Annotated in this window: 17 protein-coding genes; 4 read left to right on the plus strand and 13 right to left on the minus strand. The window is 67.4% G+C overall.

The annotated features are described in order from the left end of the window. Positions 1–85: 85 nt before the first annotated feature. The 3 genes from QNO03_RS07805 to modA are packed head-to-tail and all read right to left on the minus strand — an operon-like array spanning position 86 to position 3,328. On the minus strand, positions 86–1,663 hold the full coding sequence (locus QNO03_RS07805) for a molybdopterin-dependent oxidoreductase (RefSeq protein WP_289602879.1): 1,578 nt from the start codon (positions 1,661–1,663) through the stop codon (positions 86–88). Continuing rightward, positions 1,660–2,460, minus strand: coding sequence for a molybdate ABC transporter permease subunit (locus QNO03_RS07810; protein WP_289602880.1), 801 nt, complete (start codon positions 2,458–2,460; stop codon positions 1,660–1,662). The genes QNO03_RS07805 and QNO03_RS07810 overlap by 4 nt, the downstream gene beginning before the upstream one ends. 43 nt (positions 2,461–2,503) lie before the next feature. Further along, the gene (gene modA / locus QNO03_RS07815) at positions 2,504–3,328 is read right to left on the minus strand and encodes a molybdate ABC transporter substrate-binding protein (RefSeq protein ID WP_289602881.1); all 825 of its coding nucleotides are present in this window, start codon (positions 3,326–3,328) and stop codon (positions 2,504–2,506) included. Positions 3,329–3,366: 38 nt separating this feature from the next. Here modA and moaA point away from each other — a divergent pair, with 38 nt between their 5' ends. Both moaA and QNO03_RS07825 read left to right on the plus strand, forming a co-directional pair. Then, positions 3,367–4,530, plus strand: a complete 1,164-nt coding sequence (gene moaA / locus QNO03_RS07820) for a GTP 3',8-cyclase MoaA (RefSeq protein WP_442860277.1) — start codon at positions 3,367–3,369, stop codon at positions 4,528–4,530. Next, positions 4,531–4,791, plus strand: coding sequence for a MoaD/ThiS family protein (locus tag QNO03_RS07825; RefSeq protein WP_289602882.1), 261 nt, complete (start codon positions 4,531–4,533; stop codon positions 4,789–4,791). An 81-nt stretch (positions 4,792–4,872) separates the two neighbouring features. Here QNO03_RS07825 and QNO03_RS07830 read toward each other — a convergent pair whose 3' ends face one another. The 8 genes from QNO03_RS07830 to truB form a co-directional block, all read right to left on the minus strand. Next, a complete protein-coding gene (locus tag QNO03_RS07830) occupies positions 4,873–6,273 on the minus strand; it encodes a M16 family metallopeptidase (protein WP_502874562.1) in 1,401 nt (466 codons plus the stop codon). After that, the gene (locus QNO03_RS07835) at positions 6,274–8,499 is read right to left on the minus strand and encodes a polyribonucleotide nucleotidyltransferase (RefSeq protein ID WP_229950076.1); all 2,226 of its coding nucleotides are present in this window, start codon (positions 8,497–8,499) and stop codon (positions 6,274–6,276) included. Positions 8,500–8,845: 346 nt separating this feature from the next. Then, positions 8,846–9,115 carry a 30S ribosomal protein S15 gene (rpsO, locus tag QNO03_RS07840; RefSeq protein ID WP_229950074.1) on the minus strand — a complete coding sequence of 90 codons (270 nt, stop codon included), beginning with the start codon at positions 9,113–9,115 and terminating at the stop codon, positions 8,846–8,848. 145 nt (positions 9,116–9,260) lie between these two features. Continuing rightward, the gene (locus QNO03_RS07845) at positions 9,261–10,244 is read right to left on the minus strand and encodes a bifunctional riboflavin kinase/FAD synthetase (protein WP_289602883.1); all 984 of its coding nucleotides are present in this window, start codon (positions 10,242–10,244) and stop codon (positions 9,261–9,263) included. Between the two features lie 103 nt (positions 10,245–10,347). Next, complete coding sequence (locus QNO03_RS07850) at positions 10,348–11,010, minus strand: DUF4345 domain-containing protein (RefSeq protein ID WP_289602884.1); 663 nt, start codon at positions 11,008–11,010, stop codon at positions 10,348–10,350. A gap of 84 nt (positions 11,011–11,094) precedes the next feature. After that, a complete protein-coding gene (locus QNO03_RS07855; RefSeq protein WP_229950068.1) occupies positions 11,095–11,544 on the minus strand; it encodes a hypothetical protein in 450 nt (149 codons plus the stop codon). Next, positions 11,541–11,915 carry a hypothetical protein gene (locus tag QNO03_RS07860; protein ID WP_289602885.1) on the minus strand — a complete coding sequence of 125 codons (375 nt, stop codon included), beginning with the start codon at positions 11,913–11,915 and terminating at the stop codon, positions 11,541–11,543. Before QNO03_RS07860 ends, QNO03_RS07855 begins: the two co-directional genes overlap by 4 nt. Next, positions 11,916–12,824: a tRNA pseudouridine(55) synthase TruB gene (gene truB, locus QNO03_RS07865; RefSeq protein WP_289602886.1), complete on the minus strand. Its 909-nt coding sequence runs from the start codon at positions 12,822–12,824 to the stop codon at positions 11,916–11,918. A gap of 75 nt (positions 12,825–12,899) precedes the next feature. Between truB and QNO03_RS07870 the strand changes: the two genes are divergently transcribed. Further along, complete coding sequence (locus QNO03_RS07870; RefSeq protein ID WP_289602887.1) at positions 12,900–14,057, plus strand: pyridoxal phosphate-dependent aminotransferase; 1,158 nt, start codon at positions 12,900–12,902, stop codon at positions 14,055–14,057. A gap of 167 nt (positions 14,058–14,224) precedes the next feature. Further along, positions 14,225–17,071, plus strand: a complete 2,847-nt coding sequence (locus tag QNO03_RS07875) for a glycoside hydrolase family 3 protein (RefSeq protein WP_289602888.1) — start codon at positions 14,225–14,227, stop codon at positions 17,069–17,071. A gap of 80 nt (positions 17,072–17,151) precedes the next feature. On the opposite strand, the gene rbfA is transcribed toward QNO03_RS07875, so the two are convergent. Both rbfA and infB read right to left on the minus strand, forming a co-directional pair. Further along, entirely contained in the window at positions 17,152–17,625 is a 474-nt protein-coding gene (gene rbfA, locus QNO03_RS07880) for a 30S ribosome-binding factor RbfA (protein WP_229950058.1), read from the minus strand. A 71-nt stretch (positions 17,626–17,696) separates the two neighbouring features. Then, complete coding sequence (infB, locus tag QNO03_RS07885) at positions 17,697–20,582, minus strand: translation initiation factor IF-2 (protein ID WP_289602889.1); 2,886 nt, start codon at positions 20,580–20,582, stop codon at positions 17,697–17,699. Positions 20,583–20,680 lie beyond the last annotated feature (98 nt).

Consider the following 20,680-nt stretch of genomic DNA (forward strand, 5'->3'; position numbering starts at 1 on the left):
GGGATGCGGGCTGTTGGAATGCGGACGGGCAGGAGCGGACTGATGGATGCAGATGGCGGAGCGGATCGATGCCGGTGGACGGTCCTCAGCGGGCCGTCACCCGAATTGTATGCAGCCCCGTGGCTCCGTCGGGAAGCACCGGCCGTTTTTCTTCGGCCTGCCGCACCCCGTTGGCATCCACGGCGCGCACGGCGAGGTCGTGGCCGCCCGGTGCCAGGTCCACGCTGATCCGGTACTGGCGCCAGGTGTCGGCGGAGATTCCGGGGGCGAGCTCGGCGTCCTGCCAGCCGCCGTCGTCGACCCGCACCTGTACCGCGCTGATGCCCGTGTGCTGGGCCCACGCCACGCCGGCCACGGTGACAACACCGGCGGAGACCGGCGCCCGGCCGGGAACATCGATGCGTGAGGAGAGCTTGACCGGACCACGCTCGCCCCAGCCCCGGTCCGTCCAGTACGCGGTTTCGTCCGCGAACCGCGTGACCCGCAGCTCGGTGACCCATTTGGTCGCGGAGACGTACCCGTAAAGTCCGGGGACCACCAGCCGGACGGGGAAGCCGTGTTCCAGCGGCAACGGTTCCCCGTTCATGCCCACGGCCAGCAGCGCGTCCCGGTCATCGGTCAGCGCCTCCAACGGGGTGGAGGCGCTCCAGCCGTCCCGGCTCGTGGACAGCACCATGTCCGCACCGGGCCGGATACCGGCCCGGGCCAGCAGCTCCCGGACCGGCAGCCCCAGCCACCGTGCGTTGCCGATCAGGTCCCCGCCCACCTCGTTGGAAACGCAGGCGAGGGTGACGTAGCTTTCCTGCAGCGGCTCGGCGAGCAGCTCCGCGTAGCTCAGCTCCACCTCGCGGTCCACCATTCCGGTGACCCGCAGCCGCCAGTCCGCCGGATCGATCAGCGGCACGCTGAGGGCTGTGTCGATCCGGTAAAAGTCCGCGGCCGGCGTCACCAGCGGTGCCAGCCCGTCGACGGCGAGCCCGGCTCCGGCCGGCACGGGTGCGGCGGGCCGGGACGGAGCCGGAAGCCGGACAGCCCCGCGCAGGGCGGTGACGCCCACCTGCCCGCCGCGGGCAATGCCTGCCAGCGCCGCACCGATCAGGGCCACAGCCGCTCCCCCGCCTACGGAGGCCAGCACCGTGCGACGGCGCACCGCGGCGTCGTTTTCCGTCGGTGCCGCAGCCAGGTCCCGGATCCGGGCCGCGAGTGCCCGCAGGACCAGGACGGCGACGACGGCGGCAGCCACGGGCGGCAGGATCGACAGCAGGGAGAACTGCTGGCGGGACAAAACCGCCGCCAGGCCCGCGGCTCCGAAGAGGCCCAGGACCGCGGCACCCGACGGCGGACGGCGCAGTTCCAGGCGGCCGGCAGCGGCGGCCGCAAGGGCGATGACCAGTCCCATCCCCACCAGCAGCGCTGTTTTGTCCGCTGTACCGAACAGGGCAATCGCGGCGTCCTTGACCGGGCCGGGGACGGCATCGATCACTACCGAGCCGACCGCGGACACCGGAGACAGCGACGGGCTGACGATGGCGGCCAGCAGTTCCCCGGCCGCGACGCCCAGGGCGGCGGCGACCAGCCCTGCGGCCACCGCCCACCACCGGTGTGAGCGTGTCCGGCCGGTTCCGCCGCCGGCGCCGCGCCCGCCCTGCCCGGGGCCGCTCATCGCGGCAGCAACCGTCCGGTGGCGACCCGGGCCAGCAGCAGGACCAGCAGGTACAGGGCAATAAGCATCAGGCAGATGCCCAGGGCGGCCTGGGGCTGGTTGGAGTTCAGGCTTAGTTCAATCTGCAGCGGCAGGGTCCGGGTGCTTCCCGCGATGCTCCCGGCAAACGTGATGGTGGCCCCGTACTCGCCCAGCGACCGGGCGAAGGCCAGCAGGGTGCCGGCCACAATGCCGGGCAGTGCCAGCGGCAGGGTGATGTGGCGGAGGATCGCGGTGGGGCCGGCCCCGGACGTGGCCGCAGCCATTTCCAGGTCCCGGTCCACGGCGGACAGGCTGTTCAGCGAGGCGACCACGAAGAAGGGCAGCGAGACAAACACCTGCACAATTACGACGGCGGCCGGCGAGTACCCGACGTCCAGGCCCACGGTGCCCAGCAGCCGTCCGGCAATCCCCTGCCGGCCCCAGAAATACAGCAGGGCGATGCCGGAGACCACGGGCGAGAGCACCAGCGGGATCAGCAGGATGCCGCGCATCAGCTGGATCCACGGCCCCTCCAGCTTGCTGAGCAGCACAGCCAGGGGCAGGCCCAGCAGCACACACAGGAGCGTGGAGCCGGCGGAGGTGGCCAGGGACAGTCCCAGCGCAGTCCGCGCCGCATCCGTGCTGAGCAGCTCCGGCAGCGACGTCCAGGGCACATTGAGCAGCAGGGCGGCAACGGGGCCCGCGCACAGCAGCAGGGCGAGTCCGGCCGGCAGCCACAGCCAGCCTGGAGTGGTGGCACGGGCCTCCCGGCTCATGGCGGAAGTGGAGCCGGAGGCCGGCCCGCGGGTACCGGGTGACCTAAGGGGCATCGGTGCTCCCCGGGGCAGTGTCTGCGGGGCCGCTGCCCGGTTCCGGAGGGCCGAAACCCGCCTCGGCGAGGATTGCCGCCGCGTCGGGGCCGGCGAGCCAGTCGAAGAAGGCTGCCGCGTCCGCGTTCTCCGCCCCCTGGGCGGTCAGGGCGGCCGGATACCGGTTGGGCCCGGGATCGGTCAGCGGCAGGTAGGTCACGCCCGCTCCGGCCGCGGCCAGGGCATCGGTCCGGTAGACCAGTCCGGCGTCGGCCTGCCCGCTGGAGACCTTGGTCAGCACGGAACGGGCGCTGTCCTCAAGGCTCGGGTCCGGCACGGCGACGCCGGCCGCAGCCAGCACCCGGTCCGCGGCCCGGCCGCACGGGACCGAGGGTGCGCACAGGGCCGCGCGGACGCCGTCGGCCGCAACATCGCGTAACACTGTGATCCCGGCGGGGTTGCCGGCGGCCAGGGCCAACACGAGCTGGTTGCTGGCCAGCACCGCTTCCCGGTCCAGGCCGTTCCGCAGGGGTTCGAGCGCCTCAAGGTCGGCGGTGATCACAACATCCGCTTCCGCGCCGGACTGCAGCTGCGCCACCAGCTGACTGCTGGACCCCACGTTCACGCGCAGCCGCCCGCCGCCGTCGTACGCCGCGTTCAGTGACTCCACCACATCGGTGAGTGACGACGCCGCAAAGACCGTGATCCGGCCACCACCGTCCGTGCTGCCGGCGGGCTCTGGAGACGCGCACCCGGCGGTAAGGGCGGTGAAAGCGGTGAGAATCATCACAACGCACGCCGCCGGGGCCCGGCGGGCCCGGAGAACAAAGCGCATTTATAGAGCCTAACTGTGAAAGGGCGTAACCTCGAGGGATGGGAACTCAGCTGGGAATGCCTGTAATCAGCCCTTCCCCCAGTACATCAGACATCAGCGCCCGCCAATCCCCGGTGGGCAGCAGCACTACATCCGCTCCCCTGCCCCCTCCCGCGTCTGCGCTCGCGCTCACGCCCGCGGACGGGCTGCTGGACCGGTACGGCCGGAAGGCCACCGACATGAGGCTTTCGCTCACGGACAAATGCAACCTGCGCTGCACCTACTGCATGCCCGCCGAAGGCCTCGACTGGCTGGCCCGGGACAAGGTTCTCTCGCGGGACGAAATCGTGCGCCTGGTCCGCCTTGGCGTGGACCGGCTGGGTGTGCGCGAACTGCGGCTGACCGGCGGCGAGCCGCTGGTGCGCGCGGACCTGGTGGAGATCGTGGCGGGCATCCATGCCAACCATCCGGACCTGCCCATTTCGCTGACCACCAACGGCCTCGGCCTGGACAAGAAGGCCCAGGCCCTCAAGGATGCCGGGCTGACCCGCATTAACGTGTCCATGGATTCGCTGCACCCGGACACGTTCGCCCAGCTCACCCGCCGTCCGTTCCTGGACCGGGTGCTGCGCGGGGTGGAGGAAGCCGCCCGGGTGGGCCTGGGCCTGATCAAGATCAATGCGGTCCTCATGCGCGGAATCAACGACGCCGAGGCTCCGGACCTGCTGGAATGGGCGGTCAGCCGCGGCTTCGAGCTGCGCTTCATCGAGCAGATGCCCCTGGACGCCGACCACGGCTGGACCCGGGACGGGATGATCACTGCCCTGGAGATGCGGACGCTGCTGGAACGGGACTTCGTGCTGACGCCGGACCCCCGGGAGCGCGGCGGCGCGCCGGCCCAGCGGTGGGAGGTACGCCGGAACGCGGATCCGGCAACGGTGGTCGGAACGGTGGGCATTATTGCCTCTGTCACCGAGCCGTTCTGCGCCGAGTGCGTCCGCACCCGAATCACGGCGGAAGGAAAGGTGCGAAGCTGCCTCTTCTCCCACGAGGAAACGGATCTGCGGGACCTGCTGCGCAGCGGGGTGGATGACGACGCCGTCGTCCGCCGCTGGCAGGAAGCCATGTGGGGCAAGCCCAAGGCCCACGGCATGGCCCACACCGGGCTTGGCGACTCCGACTACGTCCAGCCCGACCGAACCATGAGTGCGATAGGCGGCTAAGTGCTGATCCGATACTTCGGTGCTGCGAAAGCGGCAGCCGGCATAGAAGAAGAACAACTCGATATGGGCCCGCTGACGCTGGCCGAGCTGACGGAAAAACTTGCCGCCCGCTACCCGGCGCAGGGCGCCGGCGTTCCGGCCCTGGCGACCGTGATTGCGCGCAGCACGTTCCTGGTCAATGAGACGGCAGCACGCTATCCCGGCATGCTGCTGGAGGCGGACGACGTCGTCGACATCCTGCCGCCGTTCGCCGGCGGGTAACGCCTGCTCTAACCCCAGATAAGACAAAAGGCACACCCGGACGCCGGGTGTGCCTTTTGTCTTGGGAAGTTGCTTGAGGAGTTAGAAGCCCAGTTCCGCGGCTGATTCGAACGGGCCCACCACGGTGATGGTCCGCGGCGCCGCCGCGAGCTCGGCGGCCAGTTCCTGCACCTGTTCTGCCGTGACCGAATGGATCCGGCGCAGGGACTCGTCAATGTCGATGAACTCGCCGCTGACCAGTTCCGCCCGGCCCAGGCGCGACATCCGCGAGCCGGAGTCCTCGAGGCCAAGCACCATTCCGCCGGAGATCTGGCCCAGGGCCTTGGCCAGCTCGGCCGGCTCGACGCCGTCGGCTGCAAGGCGTTCAAGTTCGCTGCCCAGCAGGTCGATGACCTGGCGGGTCTTGGCCGGCGAGCAGCCCGCGTACATGCCGAAATAGCCGGCGTCGGCGTACGACGCCGAGAACGAGTAGGTGGAGTAGACCAGGCCGCGCTTCTCGCGGATCTCCTGGAACAGGCGGGAGGACATCCCGCCGCCAAGGATCGTGTTCAGCACGCTCATGGCGAAGCGGCGGTCATCGGTGGCGGTCAGCGAGGGGCAGCCCATGACGATGTTGGCCTGCTCCACCGGACGGTTGATGACCTGGACTCCGGCGGTCCCGGAAATCACTGCCGGCTCGGTGTTCCGGCGCGGTGCGGGCGTTGCCGCCGGGTCCAGCTCCCAGCCGGCGGTCCGCAGGGCCTGCAGCACCAGGGTGCAGACCTCCTCGTGGTCCAGTCCCCCGGCGGCAGTGACCACCAGTTCCTCCGGACGGTAGTAACGCCGGTAATGCTCGAGGACCGCTTCGCGGGAGACGCTGCGGATGGCCTCGGGGGTGCCGCCGATGGGACGGCCCAGAGCATGCTCGCCCAGGACAGCCTCGGAAAACTTTTCGTGGCAGAGATCAGCCGGATCGTCATTGTCCATGGCGATCTCTTCCAGGATGACGTCGCGTTCCTGTTCCAGTTCCTCCGGATCCAGGACGGCGGACGTGACCATGTCGGTGATGACGTCAATGGCCATCGGAAGATCGGTATCCAGCACCCGTGCGTAGTAGCAGGTGCTTTCCTTGGCCGTGGCCGCATTGGACTCGCCGCCCACCTCGTCAAAGGCCGAGGCAATATCAAGCGCCGAGCGCCGGGTGGTGCCCTTGAACAGCAGGTGCTCAAGGAAGTGTGTGGAGCCGTGCCGGCCCGCGGCTTCATCCCGCGAGCCGACACCAACCCAGAATCCGATGGCCGTGCTTCGCTGGCCGGGCATTTCCTCGGTCAGGACCCGGACGCCGCCGGGCAGTACCGAACGGCGCACGACGGCGCCTCCCGGAGTGCCGACTACGAGGGTCGGGTCGGAGGAAAGAGTGGTCAGCGGAAGCTGGACAACCGTCCCGTGCCCCTTCGGTGAGGAAGTGGACACGGAACGGTTTCCATCGGAGAAGTCCTGCATTTACTCTGCAGACTCGGTTTCTGCTGCTTCTTCGCCTTCGGCGTCTTCAGCAACCACCGGGGAGAGCGAAAGCTTTCCACGGTCGTCGATCTTGGTGATTTCCACCTGGACCTTCTGGCCCACGGAGACGACGTCATCGACGTTGTCCACGCGCTTGCCGCCGGCGAGCTTACGCAGCTCGGAGATGTGCAGCAGGCCGTCCTTGCCCGGGGTCAGGGAGACAAAAGCACCGAAGGTGGTGGTCTTGACTACCGTACCGAGGTAACGCTCGCCGATCTCGGGGACCTGCGGGTTGGCGATCGCGTTGATCGCCGAGCGGGCAGCCTCGGCGGAGCCGCCGTCGGTTGCACCGATGAGGACGGTGCCGTCATCTTCGATGGAGATGTCAGCGCCGGTGTCCTCCTGGATCTGGTTGATCATCTTGCCCTTCGGGCCAATGACCTCGCCGATCTTATCCACGGGGATCTTGACCGAGATGATGCGCGGGGCGAACTCGGAGAGCTCGTCCGGAGCGTCGATCGCGGCCTGCATCACGTCGAGGATGTGCAGGCGGGCTTCGCGGGCCTGCTTCAGTGCTGCAGCGAGCACGGAGGCGGGGATACCGTCGAGCTTGGTGTCCAGCTGGATGGCCGTGACGAACTCGGAGGTACCGGCGACCTTGAAGTCCATGTCGCCGAAGGCATCTTCGGCGCCGAGGATATCGGTCAGGGCGGCGTAGCGGGTTTCACCGTCGACCTGGTCGGAGACCAGGCCCATGGCGATACCGGCAACCGGAGCGCGCAGCGGAACACCGGCGTTGAGCATGGACAGCGTCGAGGCGCAGACCGAACCCATCGAGGTGGAACCGTTGGAGCTCAGGGCTTCGGAGACCTGGCGGATGGCGTACGGGAATTCCTCGCGCGTCGGCAGCACCGGCATGAGCGCGCGCTCTGCCAGGGCACCGTGGCCGATTTCGCGGCGCTTGGGCGAACCCACGCGGCCGGTTTCACCGGTGGAGTACGGCGGGAAGTTGTAGTTGTGCATGTAGCGCTTGCGCGTTACCGGCGACAGCGAGTCGATCTGCTGTTCCATCTTCAGCATGTTCAGCGTGGTGACACCCATGATCTGGGTTTCGCCGCGCTCGAAGATGGCCGAACCGTGCACGCGGGGCAGAACCTCGACCTCGGCGGTGAGCTGGCGGATGTCCGTCAGGCCACGGCCGTCGATGCGGACCTGCTCCTTGAGGATGCGCTGGCGCACAACGTGCTTGGTGACGGAGCGGAAGGCAGCGGAGATTTCGCCTTCGCGGCCTTCGAACTTCCCGGCCAGTGCGGCCTTCACTTCGTCCTTCAGTGCGTCGGCGGCGGTGTCGCGCTCCTGCTTGTCGGCGATGGAGAAGACCTTGGCCAGCTTCTCGGCGGCTTCGGCTTCAACGGCCTCGTACACGTCATCCTGGTAGTCCAGGAAGATCGGGAACTCGACGGTCGGCTTGGCGGCACGGGCAGCCAGGTCGGACTGGGCGTCGCACAGGACCTTGATGAACGGCTTGGCCGCTTCCAGGCCTTCTGCCACAACCTCTTCGGTCGGGGCGGTGGCGCCCTCTTCCTTGATGAGGGTCCAGGCGTTGTCGGTGGCTTCGGCTTCCACCATCATGATGGCGACGTCGTCACCGGCGATGCGGCCGGCAACCACCATCGAGAACACTGCGCGCTCAAGCTCGGAGTGCTTCGGGAAGGCAACCCACTGGCCGTCGACCAGGGCAACGCGGACGCCGCCGATCGGGCCGGAGAACGGCAGGCCGCTCAGCTGGGTGGACATGGACGAAGCGTTGATTGCCACCACGTCGTAGAGGACGTCCGGGTTGATCGCCAGGACGGTGACCACGATCTGGACCTCGTTGCGCAGGCCCTTCACGAAGGCGGGGCGCAGCGGGCGGTCCATCAGGCGGCAGGCCAGGATGGCTTCGGTGGACGGGCGGCCTTCGCGGCGGAAGAACGAGCCCGGGATGCGGCCGGCAGCGTACATACGCTCCTCGACATCCACGGTCAGCGGGAAGAAGTCGAAACCTTCACGCGGGGACTTGCCTGCGGACGTGGCCGAGAGCAGGGCGGTGTCTTCGTCAATGTAGACCATCGCCGCACCGGCGGCCTGCTGGGCAAGGCGGCCGGTTTCGAACCGGATGACGCGCTTGCCGTATTTGCCGTTGTCAATAACGGCTTCTGCGAACTGAATTTCGGGACCCTCCATATGAGAGTCACCTCCGTTTCTTCTGTGGGCGGAGGCACCCAGCACCGTTTCGAACTTCTTTCCGTACGGCATGGGCCGCACGTTCAACACCCGGTCTTCGATCGAGGTCCTCGGGCAGAATCTCCCGGAGACCACTACCGAGGACCGCGAATGCTGCGATGCTGGCTGACTCCTGTGATGTTTGCTGTGCAACTTTTACTGCTTATTTACTGCTTAACTACCTTCGCCGGCCCGCCCGAAGGGGACCGAGATCAGACAGGTGCGCTTCCGGCTTTCCCGGTGTCCATGCCTGCCTGCGCAAAAGGCGGCTCCCCGTGCAGTGCACAGGTGCCGCCTTTCACAAAGACTATCGACGCAGGCCGAGGCGCTCGATGAGCGTACGGTAGCGGGCGATGTCGGTGTCGCGCAGGTAGGTAAGCATGCGACGACGGCGACCAACCAGGGCCATCAGGCCACGGCGGGTGTGGTGGTCATGCTTGTGCGTCTTCAGGTGCTCGGTCAGGTCGAGGATGCGCCGTGAAAGCACAGCAACCTGAACCTCAGGGGAACCGGTGTCCCCTTCAGCGCGAGCGAATTCCCGAATGATTTCCTGCTTGACAGCGGGATCGAGTGCCAATGTAACTCCTACAGTTGTGCCGTGAGGCCCGAGTCAGCACTTCGCTGCCGGGAATCTTTCTGCTCCTTGGGCGGACCCTGGGGCATATACCCCGGAACATAAAGAAATTCAGCCGCCACGGACCGCAGCCGAATTTGAGTCCAGTTTACCTGCCCGTGCCGCTTTCTGTCGAAAGGACCTCACGGGTGCGTCCGACGTCGAGCCGCATCTGCTCCACCAGGGCCTCGGGGCCGGTGTACGCCACCATGCCGCGCAGCCGGTCCACGAATTCCACCACAACGTGCTGCCCGTACAGGTCGAAGTCCTCCACCTTCTCGGCGGGGCGGTCTATGACGTGGGCTTCCACCTGCCGGCTCACGCCCTCGAAGGTCGGGTTGGATCCCACCGACACGGCGGCAGGCCACCGCGTGCCGGCTTCATCCACCAGCCAGCCGGCGTAGATCCCGTCGGCGGGGATCAGCCCCGAAGCCTCGGGAGCCAGGTTGGCCGTGGGGAAACCCAGCTCGCGGCCACGGGCAGCGCCATGCACCACTTCTCCGCGCATCCGGTGGCTGCGGCCCAGCAGGCGCGCGGCGGTCCGGACGTCGCCTTCGCGCAGTGCCTCGCGGATCCAGGTGGAGGAACAGCGCCGGCCGGAGTCGGGCCCGTCAGGAAGGGCACCGAAATCATCCACTGCCTCAACGGCGAAGCCCAGTTCGCGGCCGAGACCGCGCATGGTGTCCAGGTCTCCGGCGTTGCCCTTGCCGAAGCGTACGTCGTGGCCGATGACGACGGTCTTCGCGTGCAGGGCGTCCACGAGTACCCGGCGGACGAATTCCTCGGCGGTCAGGGACGCCAGCTCCAGGGTGTAATGCATCATCAACAGGCCGTCCAGCCCGGTATCCGCCAGCGCCTGCACGCGGTCCATGGTTCCCATGATCAGTTCCGGTGCGTTTCCGGGGCGGTGGACCTGTGCGGGGTGCGGATCAAAAGAGATGGCGACGGCGGCCGCATCCTGCGCGCGTGCCACCTTCACCAGGCGGTTGAGCACATGCTGGTGGCCCAGGTGCACGCCGTCGAAGTTGCCAATGGTGATTACTGTCGGACCGATATCGGCAGGTATTTCCGCCAGGTCATTCCAGTAGTACACACAGGCTCCTTAGCAGCATTTTTCCGGTGCCGGTCGAACGGCAGGACCGGCTCCGCGCGGCTTCACCGTCGCGGACCTATCCATTATGTCCGATCAGCGGCGCTTACCGGGAACCGCCCGCAATACCGGGACCGCCGGCCTCCCCGGTGTCCTGCTGGGTGTACTGGCGGCGCAGGTCGGATGTTTTGGCGATGAACCGGTGCCACACGAGCAGTGCGGGCGGGAACGCGAGTTCAACAATCATCAGCACGATGAAGGTGAAGTGCGGAGTTCCGGAGAACGCCCACGACAGCACCCGGCCGATGCCGCCCAGAAACACCATCAGGCAGACGAGCCAGAGCATGTTTGCCCACTGGAACTTCACGGCTATGGCCACGAACGCGGCGCCCACGCCGACCATCATGGCGGCGAAGAACCGGTACTGGCTCTCCAGGGTGGGGTTGACCTCTCCCGCGGACCCCTCGGGCAGTCCTGCCGTTCCCGTGATGAGGTTGTAAAGCCCGAAGCCGGCCACCAGGATGCCGACGCCGATGACCACGGCGCGGAAGACACCCCAGTCGTCACTGCTCTTGAAAGGCTTGGCGGCCTTGGGCTGCCGGGTGTTCCGTCCCTGCTTCCGGGCTGACTGCTTGCCGGGCTGCGTCCGGGGTGCCTGCGAAGACGGCGCCTGGGGTGACGGTGCCTGGGCGTCCCGTCCCTGGGATTCGGGCAGGCCGGTGCCTGCGGGATTGGACCTGTCGCCCGGTGTCGGCGCTGTGTTGCTCATGGCTCCCCCTTGACGGAGTTAGAACGGCTCGTTGTTCCTGCCATCGTCTCACGCACCGGCGCGGAACAGGTAAGCATACTTATTTCATCGGCGCGCGTCGGCGCGGTGCCGGTAGAGCCACCACAACCCGACCATCGGCAGGATCAGGGGTACATAGCCGTAGCCGCTGCCGAAGCCGGACCAGACCGTATCGTCGGGCAGGGCGGCGGGGTCGACCAGCCCGAAGATCCCCACGGCCAGGACGCCGGCCATTTCCACGCCGACGGCTGCCACGGAAATCCGGTAGGCCGTGGCGCCGGACCGGGCGAGGCCGACAGTCGCCACGACGTAGACCGCCGCGGCGAAGGCGGACAGCAGGTAGGCCAGCGGGGCGTGGTCGAACTTGGTGAGGATCTGGAAGGCCGCCCGGGCCGAGGCTGCGAGGGCAAAGATCGCGTAGACCGCCACCAGCAGGCGGCCGGGACCGGCATTACGGGCCGCCGGCTGTGGGATGTCCTTGGACCCGGCGTCGTCGGGGTTGATACTGCGGTTCATAGAAGAGTTGCTCCGTCCCAGATCTGTTCCATCCGGAACAGCATGACAAATACGGTGATTCCCACGGCCGCGAGCACAATGTTGCTCCACCGTGTCCGGTCCATGAGGGACCACCAGAGGGCACCGACCGGAATGATGAGGGCGGTCAGCAGGTAGCCCCAGAATTCCCAGGCTTCACCGGCAATCCCCTCGCCGCCGGCCAGGCGGATGAGGGAAGCCACTCCGTAGACCAGCAGGAACAGTTCGACTGCGGCGGCGGAGAGGATGGTGAGGTCGTTCGGTCCGTGCTTCAGTGCGGCGGCGCCGATGCACAGCACCACGGACACCAGGCACACCAGGGAGCCGACAAGGAACAGCGGGTCCAGACCCATTTACGCCTTCTCGTTTCCGGGGGCGAAGACCAGCAGGGCCTTCGCCTGCGTGCCCTTGTCCTCCAGCAGGCCCACTACGCGGCCGTCCGGGTCGATGGCAGCCACTGGTCCGGGCTCTCCGTTGCCGGTGGCGGTGATCCGGCGGCCGTGGGAGAGGTCCTCGGCCTCGGCGGCGGAGAGGGTACGCACCGGGAAAAGGTCCGCGGCGGCGTCGTCCAGGTCCAGGACCCGCAGGTCCTCCGCCAGTTCGTCGAGGGTGGAGGCGGACTCAATGCCGAACGGGCCCACGCAGGTCCGGCGGAGGGCGGTCAGGTGCCCGCCGACGCCGAGCGCAGCACCGAGGTCACGGGCCAGCGCGCGGATATAGGTGCCGGAGGAGCAGTCAACGGTGACATCGACGTCGCGGAGGCGGCCGCCGTTTTCGCGGCGGATGTCATGGATTTCGAAGCGGGAAACGGTAACCGGGCGGGACGGCAGGTTCACTTCTCCGCCGGCCCTGACCTTCGCGTAGGAGCGTTCGCCGTTGACCTTGATGGCGCTGACGCTGCTCGGGACCTGCTGGATGTCCCCGGTGAGGTTGGCCACCGCTGCACGGATGTCCTCGTCCGTCACCGCGGCGGCGATAGTTTCGGCCGTGACTTCGCCCTCGGCGTCGTCGGTCACGGTTGACTGGCCCAGCCGGATGGTCGCCTCGTAGGTCTTGGTGGTCCCGACAATGTAGGTCAGCAGGCGGGTGGCCTTGTTGATGCCGACCACCAGCACACCGGTCGCCATCGGATCCAGGGTGCCTGCGTGCCCGACTTTCCGGGTGCCTGCCAGTCTCCGCAGGCGTCCGACCACATCGTGGCTCGTCCATCCCTGCGGCTTGTCCACAATAATCAGTCCCGATTGGACCTGCCCTGAATTCACGCCTTTCAGTATATGTTGCGCCGCGCGGCGCAACTGCCGCACCGCCACGGCCGGCAGCGGCGATAGCATTCGGATATGGCACAGCTCTCACCACACGTCCGGAAGGTCCCGGCGAACCAGATCCGTGAAATCACGCAGGCCGCCTGGGCGAAACCGGACGCCATAGTCCTGAGTATCGGCGAGCCCGGCTTCCCCACCCCCGCGCATATCCTGGACGCTGCGCGGGCCACGCTGGACCGGGATGAAACCGGCTACACCCCCAATGCGGGCATCGCTCCCCTGCGCGCCGCCTTCGCCCGTCATGCCGGCGCTTCCTGCGGGCGGGACATCTCCCCCGACCGGGTCTTTGTCACCGCCGGGGCGCAGCAGGGCCTGCACCTGGCCATGAGCCTGCTGCTGGATGCCGGCGACGAGGTCCTGGTGCCGAATCCGGGCTACCCGACGTTCGCCATGACGGCACAGCTGCTGCACGCGGTGCCGGTGGAGTACCCGCTGTATCCCGGGCACGGGTTCCAGCCGAGGATCGAGGACATCGAGGCACTGCTGACGCCACGCACCCGGGTCCTGCTGTTGAATTCACCGTCCAACCCGCTGGGGGCTGTCTTCAGCGAAGAACTCACCCGCCAGCTGGTGGAGCTGGCACGGCGGCACGATCTCTGGATAATTTCGGATGAGTGCTACGAGGCCTTCACCTTCGACGTGCCCCACGTCAGTCCGCTGGCGTTCGACGGCGGCTCCGGGGAGCGCGTGATCACCTCCCTCACGCTGTCCAAGACCTACGGCCTCACCGGACTGCGCATCGGTGCGCTGGTCCTGCCCGAGGGACTGGAACCGGCGCTGAGCACCGTCATGGAATCCATCGTTTCCTGCGTGGCCTCCCCCTCGCAGTACGCGGCGCTGGCTGCGCTGACCGGACCGCAGGACTATGTGTCAATGGCCTCCGCGCATTACCGGGCCAACCGCGACGCCGCCTGCGCCGTCCTCGCCGGGAAGGGAATCCCCTATCTCGAGGCCCGGGGCGCCTTCTACCTCTGGGCCGATCTGTCCGCCTCCACCGGAGGGAACGTCCGGGACTGGACCCTGCGCTTCCTCGAAGAGCAGTCGGTGGCCGTAGCTCCCGGCACCGCCTTCGGATCCATCGGCGAAGGCTGGATCCGGATTGCGCTGTGCGGGGACCGTGACGAGCTGGTGGAAGGCGTCGGCCGGCTGCCTGCACCGGCGGACGCGGCCTAAGCGGCCTTTTGCGCAGACTCGGGACGGGCGCCGCAGCCAATACCGGCCGTCTCGGTTTACGGCGGCAGGCCCGAAGCTTAGGCTCTGAGCCCTCCAGCCGGGGAACCGCGGGCGGGTGCGTGCTGGAGCAGTCTCGCACTGCAACGCATCCTGCGAGGAGAACGCCCGTGAAAAAGTCACCTGCTGTAGTTGTCCATGCCCTGGCCGCCCGCATGCGGCGGACCTCCCCCGGCGGCAGCGGCCGCCCCGGCCCCCGCCTTCGGCCCCCCGGCTCCGCCCGGAGAGTCCTTGCCGCCACGGTCTGTGCGGCCGCACTGGTCATTCCCTCCGGGATGGCCGGAGCCCACGGCGGACAGCCGGACCGCTCAAACGGCCGCTCCTGGTGGGACGAGGACCGGTCCGCCACCGAACGGGCCAACGACCTGCTGGTCCAGATGTCGCTGGAAGAAAAAGTGGACATGCTCCACGGCGAGCTGAACAGCAACTACGGCTTTTACAACGCGCCGATCGAGCGCCTGGGCATTCCTGCCCTCACCATGACGGACGGCCGCAACGGCATCCGCCAAGCCAACGACATCAACAACAACGGGGAGTCCACGCTGCTGCCCTCCGCCATCAGCGTGGCCGCCTCCTGGGACCGGACCGTTTCCGAGCGCCATTCCCAGGTGGCCACGGACGAAGCCTTCCGGAACGGTCTGAACCTGCTGCTGGCGCCCTCGCTGAACATTGCCCGGGTGCCGCAGAACGGACGGAACTTTGAGTCCTTCGGCGAGGATCCGCTGCTGCAGGGAGTCATGGGCGCCGCCTATTCCGAAACCACCCAGGATTACGGCGGGGTGATTTCGAACCAGCAGAACATAGCCGCGTACACCCAGGAAACCAACCGCCTCGAGGGCCTGAACAACGTCATGGATGAACGGACGCTGCAGGAAATCTACACCCGTCCCTTCGCCATCGCCCTTCAGGGGTCCCATCCGGGCTCCGTGATGTGCGGGTTCAACCAGGTCAACGGGGAACAATCCTGCGACAGCGGGTACCTGCTGAACGAGATCCTCAAAACCCAGCTGGAGTTTGAAGGCTGGGTACTGACCGATTACGGTGCCCGGACCACCACGCTGGGCATCAACAACGGGCTGGACCAGCTGCAGCCGGGGAACTTCAGCCCGGTCGCGGGCGAGGCCGGCACCTGCCTGTTCTGCCAGCCCCTGATCGATGCCGTCAATGCCGGGGACGTCCCGATCGAGCGGATCGACGACGCCGTCCGGCGCATCCTGCGTCCCATGTTCGCCCTGGGGCTCTTCGACCGCAGCTATGCGGGCCTGCCGGTCGCGTTCGAGGACCATAACGCGGAGTCAGCCGACCTCGCCGAAGAAGGCATGGTCCTGCTGAAGAACGAGGACGACTTGCTGCCGTTCAACGCCGGGGAGCTGGATTCGATCGCGGTCATCGGCACCGATGCGGACGTTGTTGTCCAAGGCGGCGGGAGTGCATACGTCGCCGATCCCGCGGTGGAGACCTCCGCACTGGAAGGCATCCGGAACCGGGTGGCCGGTACCGGGACGGAGGTGGCCTTCGTGCCCGGCACCGATCCTGTGACCTCCGTAGCCGCATTGCCCGGGGCCCAGCCGATTCCGTCGTCGTTCCTGACCCCTGTAGGCGGAACACCGGGTACCGGACTCAGCGCCCAGTACTTCCTGAACCAGGACTTCTCCGGCACCCCCTACCTTGACCGGGTGGACCCTTATGCCGGGCTGAACGCGGGCTTCCTGACCTTCAGCGGGCTGGGTGCCTCGTCACCGAATTTCCCCGCCCAGCCGGACACGTTGAATGCCGACATGTCGGCCCGCTGGACGGGCACCCTCACTGCCCCGGTCACCGGCACCTACGAGCTGCAGGTGGTCACCAACGGGCGGACCACGCTCACCGTCGACGGCAACCAGGTGGTGAACGAACCCGGGTTCTTCACCCCGTCCACTGAAGCTTCGAACCAGACGGTTTCAGTGCCACTGGACTTCGCCGCAGGCTCCAGTCACTCGGTGGAACTTTCGTACGTGTATGACACCGGCTCCGAATGGAACCAGGCCGCAGCCCAGATCAAGCTCGGCTGGGTGCCTCCGGAAGGCACACCCCTGCCGCAGGCCGAAAACGCGGCGGCCGCGGCTGCCGGGGCGGATGCCGCCGTCGTTATGGTCCGGGACTTCTCCAGCGAGGGCGCGGACCTGCCGGACCTGGCGCTGCCCAACCAGCAGGCGGACCTGATCCGGGCGGTGGGGGCGGCGAACCCCAACACCGTGGTAGTGATGACAACCGGCGCTGCGGTGGAGGTGGTCGACTGGCAGGATGCGGTGGGAGGCGTTGTCCAGGCCTGGTACCCGGGCCAGAACCAGGGCACCGCCATCGCCGGCCTGCTGTTCGGCGACACGAACCCATCCGGCCGGCTGCCCATCACGATACCCGTGAGCGATGAGCTGACTCCCACCGCCGCACCCGAGCAGTTCCCCGGCATCGACGGCGTGACGGCGCAGTTCAGCGAGGGAATCTTCGAGGGCTACCGCGGCTACCGGGAGTTCGGTCTCCCCACCGCGTACCCCTTCGGCTATGGGTTGAGCTACACGGACTTCGAGTACTCCGACCTCAGGGTCACCTGCAGTGCCGGCAACGCCAACGGCTCCGGGCACGGGCACGGCAGGGACGGCTGCAGGGACGGACAGCTGGAAGTCTCCGTACAGCTGACCAACACGGGCGACCGGGCCGGCAGTGAAGTGGTGCAGGCCTACGCCGGGCGGCTTCCTGCCCCGGTGGCAACCGCCGAGCGTTCCCTGGCGGGCTGGGAGAAAGTAAACCTGGACCCGGGAGAAAGCCAACGCGTCAGGCTCCCCTTGGACATCCAGTCCTTCTCCTACTGGGACACCGCCGCTGATCAGTGGGTCACTCCCGCAGGCACTGTGCCCGTGTACGTCGGTTCCTCCGTCGAGGACACCCCGCTGGTGACGGAGATCCAGCCGCGGGGCTGAACCGGCAGCAACACCAGCCGTACCAACGCACAAAGGGAGCGGTTCCTTTACGGAACCGCTCCCTTCTGTGTGTATCGAACCTACTTTGCGTCGGCGTCCACCGGTGCGTCGGATTCGAGGTCTTCGTCGAAGTCCTCATCGTCCTTGCGGTACGGATCGGCGTCGCCGGCGTAGGTGGCGCCTTCCTTCAGCGCTGCCAGTTCGGCGTCGCGCTGCTTGGCCGCCCGGATCAGTTCCTCCAGGTGGCTGGCGTTCACCGGAATTTCGTCGGCAACGAATTCCAGCGTGGGCGTCAGGCGGACGGTGATGTTCTTGCCTACCTCGGCGCGCAGGATTCCGCGTGCGGATTCCAGTGCAGCCTTGGTGTCTGCCTGCTGTTCCTCGTCACCGAAGACGGTGTAGTACAAAGTGGCGTGCTGCAGATCGTTGGTGACCCGTGCGTCGGTAATGGTCACAAAACCGAGCCGCGGATCCTTCACCCGGCGCTCGAGCGCCTGGGCCACTACTACCTTGATGCGGTCAGCGAGCTTCGCAGCGCGTGCTGGATCTGCCATAACCTCTCCTTACTAAAGACTGGAAATCGTCGCCCGGGGCCGCCGGGGGAACCGGCGGCCCGGGCCACGGATTAGACGCGCGGCTTCTCGCGCATTTCGAAGGTCTCGATGATGTCGCCCTGGTTGACGTCGTTGAACGAGCCCAGGCCGATACCGCACTCGAAGTCCGTACGGACCTCGGTGGCGTCGTCCTTGAACCGCTTGAGCGACTCAACGGTGAGGTTGTCGCCGATGACCTTGCCGTCACGGGTGACCCGTGCCTTGGCGTTGCGTCGGATGACACCGGAGCGGACGATCGAGCCGGCGATGTTTCCGAACTTGGAGGAGCGGAAGACTTCGCGGACCTCGGCGGTGCCGAGCTGGACCTCTTCGTACTCGGGCTTGAGCATGCCCTTGAGTGCAAGCTCAATGTCATCAATTGCTGCGTAGATGACGGAGTAGAAGCGCATGTCCACGCCTTCACGCTCTGCCAGGTCGGCAACGCGCTCGGCCGGCTTGACGTTGAAGCCGATGATGACGGCGTTGTCCACCGTCGCCAGGTTGACGTCGTTCTGCGTGATGGCACCGACGCCGCGGTGGATGACGCGCAGCTGCACGCCTTCGCCGACGTCGATCTTGAGCAGCGAGTCTTCCAGGGCTTCGACGGCACCGGAAACGTCACCCTTGAGGATGAGGTTAAGGGTGTCGACCTTGCCGTCAGCAACAGCCTGGTCGAAGTCCTCAAGGCTGATGCGCTTGCGGCGCTTGGCCAAGGCGGCGTTGCGGTCCGCAGCCTCACGCTTTTCAGCGATCTGGCGGGCGGTGCGCTCGTCATCGGTCACGAAGAACGTATCGCCGGCACGGGGAACGTTGGACAGGCCGAGCACCTGGACCGGACGCGACGGTCCGGCTTCGGTGACGGTGTCGCCGTTCTCGTCGAACATGGCACGGACGCGGCCGTGGGCCGTTCCCGCCACGATCGTGTCGCCGACCTTCAGCGTTCCGGACTGGACCAGCACAGTGGCAACTGCACCGCGGCCCTTATCCAGGTTGGCTTCGATAGCGATACCGCGGGCGTCCTTGTTCGGGTTGGCGCGCATGTCCAGGGCAGCGTCTGCGGTAAGCAGTACGGCCTCGAGCAGTGCGTCGATGTTGAGGTTCTGGCGTGCCGAAACCTCAACGAACATGGTGTCGCCACCGTATTCTTCGGGAACCAGACCGTACTCGGTCAGCTGGCCGCGGACCTTCTCCGGGTTGGCGCCTTCCTTATCGATCTTGTTCACTGCCACAACGATCGGCACATTGGCTGCCTGTGCGTGGTTGAGCGCTTCCACCGTCTGCGGCATAACGCCGTCGTCGGCTGCGACAACCAGGACCGCAATGTCGGTGACCTTCGCACCACGGGCACGCATGGCGGTGAACGCCTCGTGGCCCGGAGTATCGATGAAGGTGACGGCGCGCTCGATGCCCTCGTGATCGAAATCGATCTGGTAGGCACCGATGTGCTGGGTAATACCGCCGTGTTCGCCTTCGACAACGTTCGAGTTGCGGATGGCGTCCAGCAGGCGGGTCTTACCGTGGTCGACGTGGCCCATAACGGTGACTACCGGAGGACGTGCCTCGAGGTCGTCGTCGCCTTCGGCTTCCAGTTCCGCCTCGAAGTCGATGTCGAACGTGCTCAGCAGTTCGCGCTCTTCGTCTTCCGGCGAGACAACCTGGATCTTGTAACCCAGCTCCGTGCCGAGGACACCGAAGGTCTCCTCGTCCAGGGACTGCGTGGCCGTTGCCATTTCACCAAGGTGGAACAGCACGGTGACCAGTGCGGCCGGGTTTGCCTCGATCTTGTCGGCAAAGTCCGTGATGGACGCGCCGCGGCGCAGACGGACAACAGTGTTGCCGTCGCCGCGGGGTACCGAAACGCCACCCAGCGACGGAGCCGACATCTGCTCCAGTTCCTGCCGCTTTGCCCGCTTCGACTTGCGCTGCTTGCCGCGGCCTGCGCCGCCCTTGCCGAAAGCACCGGCAGTGCCGCCGCGTCCGCGGCCGCCCTTGCCGAAGCCGCCGCCTACAGGTGCGCCGCCGCCGCCGGTACCCGGGGCTCCGCCCGGTCCACGGCGGGGTCCGCCACCGGCACCCGGACGGCCCGGGGCTGCCGGACGTTCGGTGCGGTTGGGCATCATGCCCGGTGTGGGGCGGGTGCCGCCGGCACCGGCTCCTGCCGGACGCGGTGCGCCCGGACGTGCTGCTGCGCCGGGACGTGCTGCACCGGGGCGGGGAGCGCCCGGACGCGGTGCGCCGGGACGGGGTCCACCTGCACCGGCTGCGGGGCGGGGGCCGCCCGCGCCTGCTGCGGGACGCTCGGCCTCATCGCGGCGTCCACCCGGACGCGGCATGCCCTGCGAGGGTGCAAACGGGTTGTTGCCGGGACGGGGTGCCCCGGCTCCCCGCTCGCCGTCGCCGCGGCCACGCGGACGCGGCATGCCCTGGGAAGGTGCAAACGGGTTGTTGCCCGGGCGGGGGCCGCCTGCAGCGGGCCGCGGAGCACCGGGACGGGGTGCCGAAGATGCCTTGGCGGCGTCTTCCGTACCTGTCTCGGCTGCTGCGGGAGCCGGAGCTGCCGGAGCGGCGGGAGCTGCCGGTGCTTCCTGGGCAGGTGCCGCCGGAGCGGCCTCTGCGGGAGCGGACGCTGCCGGTGCCGGCTGCTCAGCCTCGGGTGCTGCCGGAGCAGGCTTCTTCGAGCCGGGCTTGGGGGATGATGGTGCGGGCTGCGACGCCGGAGCGTCGGCCTTCGCGGGGGCCGCCGGGGCGGCCTTGTTCTCGGACGCCGGGAAGGCGCCCCGAAGTTTCTTGACTACCGGGGCCTCAATAGTTGATGAGGCGGAACGGACGAATTCGCCCAGTTCCTGCAGTTTTGCAACTGCATCCTTCGAGGTAATGCCGAGCTCTTTAGCAAGCTCGTGTACGCGGACCTTGGCCACATTTCTCCTGTCTCGGTCCGCACCGAGCCAGGTACGAACCGTCTATTTACTGCGGGCTTCCACTGCAGTTGCAGCGGGGCCCATCACAGAGCACAACA

Source organism: Arthrobacter sp. zg-Y877 (genome assembly GCF_030373105.1).
Lineage (GTDB): Bacteria > Actinomycetota > Actinomycetes > Actinomycetales > Micrococcaceae > Arthrobacter_B.

Bases quoted from the DNA above. Each gene is read 5' to 3' on its own strand.
- moaA (WP_442860277.1), top strand. From the start codon at position 3,367: ATGGGAACTCAGCTGGGAATGCCTGTAATCAGCCCTTCCCCCAGTACA.
- QNO03_RS07855 (WP_229950068.1), bottom strand. From the start codon at position 11,544: ATGAACCGCAGTATCAACCCCGACGACGCCGGGTCCAAGGACATCCCA.
- modA (WP_289602881.1), bottom strand. From the start codon at position 3,328: ATGCGCTTTGTTCTCCGGGCCCGCCGGGCCCCGGCGGCGTGCGTTGTG.
- QNO03_RS07805 (WP_289602879.1), bottom strand. From the start codon at position 1,663: ATGAGCGGCCCCGGGCAGGGCGGGCGCGGCGCCGGCGGCGGAACCGGC.
- QNO03_RS07810 (WP_289602880.1), bottom strand. From the start codon at position 2,460: ATGAGCCGGGAGGCCCGTGCCACCACTCCAGGCTGGCTGTGGCTGCCG.
- QNO03_RS07830 (WP_502874562.1), bottom strand. From the start codon at position 6,273: ATGCAGGACTTCTCCGATGGAAACCGTTCCGTGTCCACTTCCTCACCG.
- QNO03_RS07835 (WP_229950076.1), bottom strand. From the start codon at position 8,499: ATGGAGGGTCCCGAAATTCAGTTCGCAGAAGCCGTTATTGACAACGGC.
- QNO03_RS07860 (WP_289602885.1), bottom strand. From the start codon at position 11,915: ATGGGTCTGGACCCGCTGTTCCTTGTCGGCTCCCTGGTGTGCCTGGTG.
- rbfA (WP_229950058.1), bottom strand. From the start codon at position 17,625: ATGGCAGATCCAGCACGCGCTGCGAAGCTCGCTGACCGCATCAAGGTA.
- QNO03_RS07870 (WP_289602887.1), top strand. From the start codon at position 12,900: ATGGCACAGCTCTCACCACACGTCCGGAAGGTCCCGGCGAACCAGATC.
- QNO03_RS07850 (WP_289602884.1), bottom strand. From the start codon at position 11,010: ATGAGCAACACAGCGCCGACACCGGGCGACAGGTCCAATCCCGCAGGC.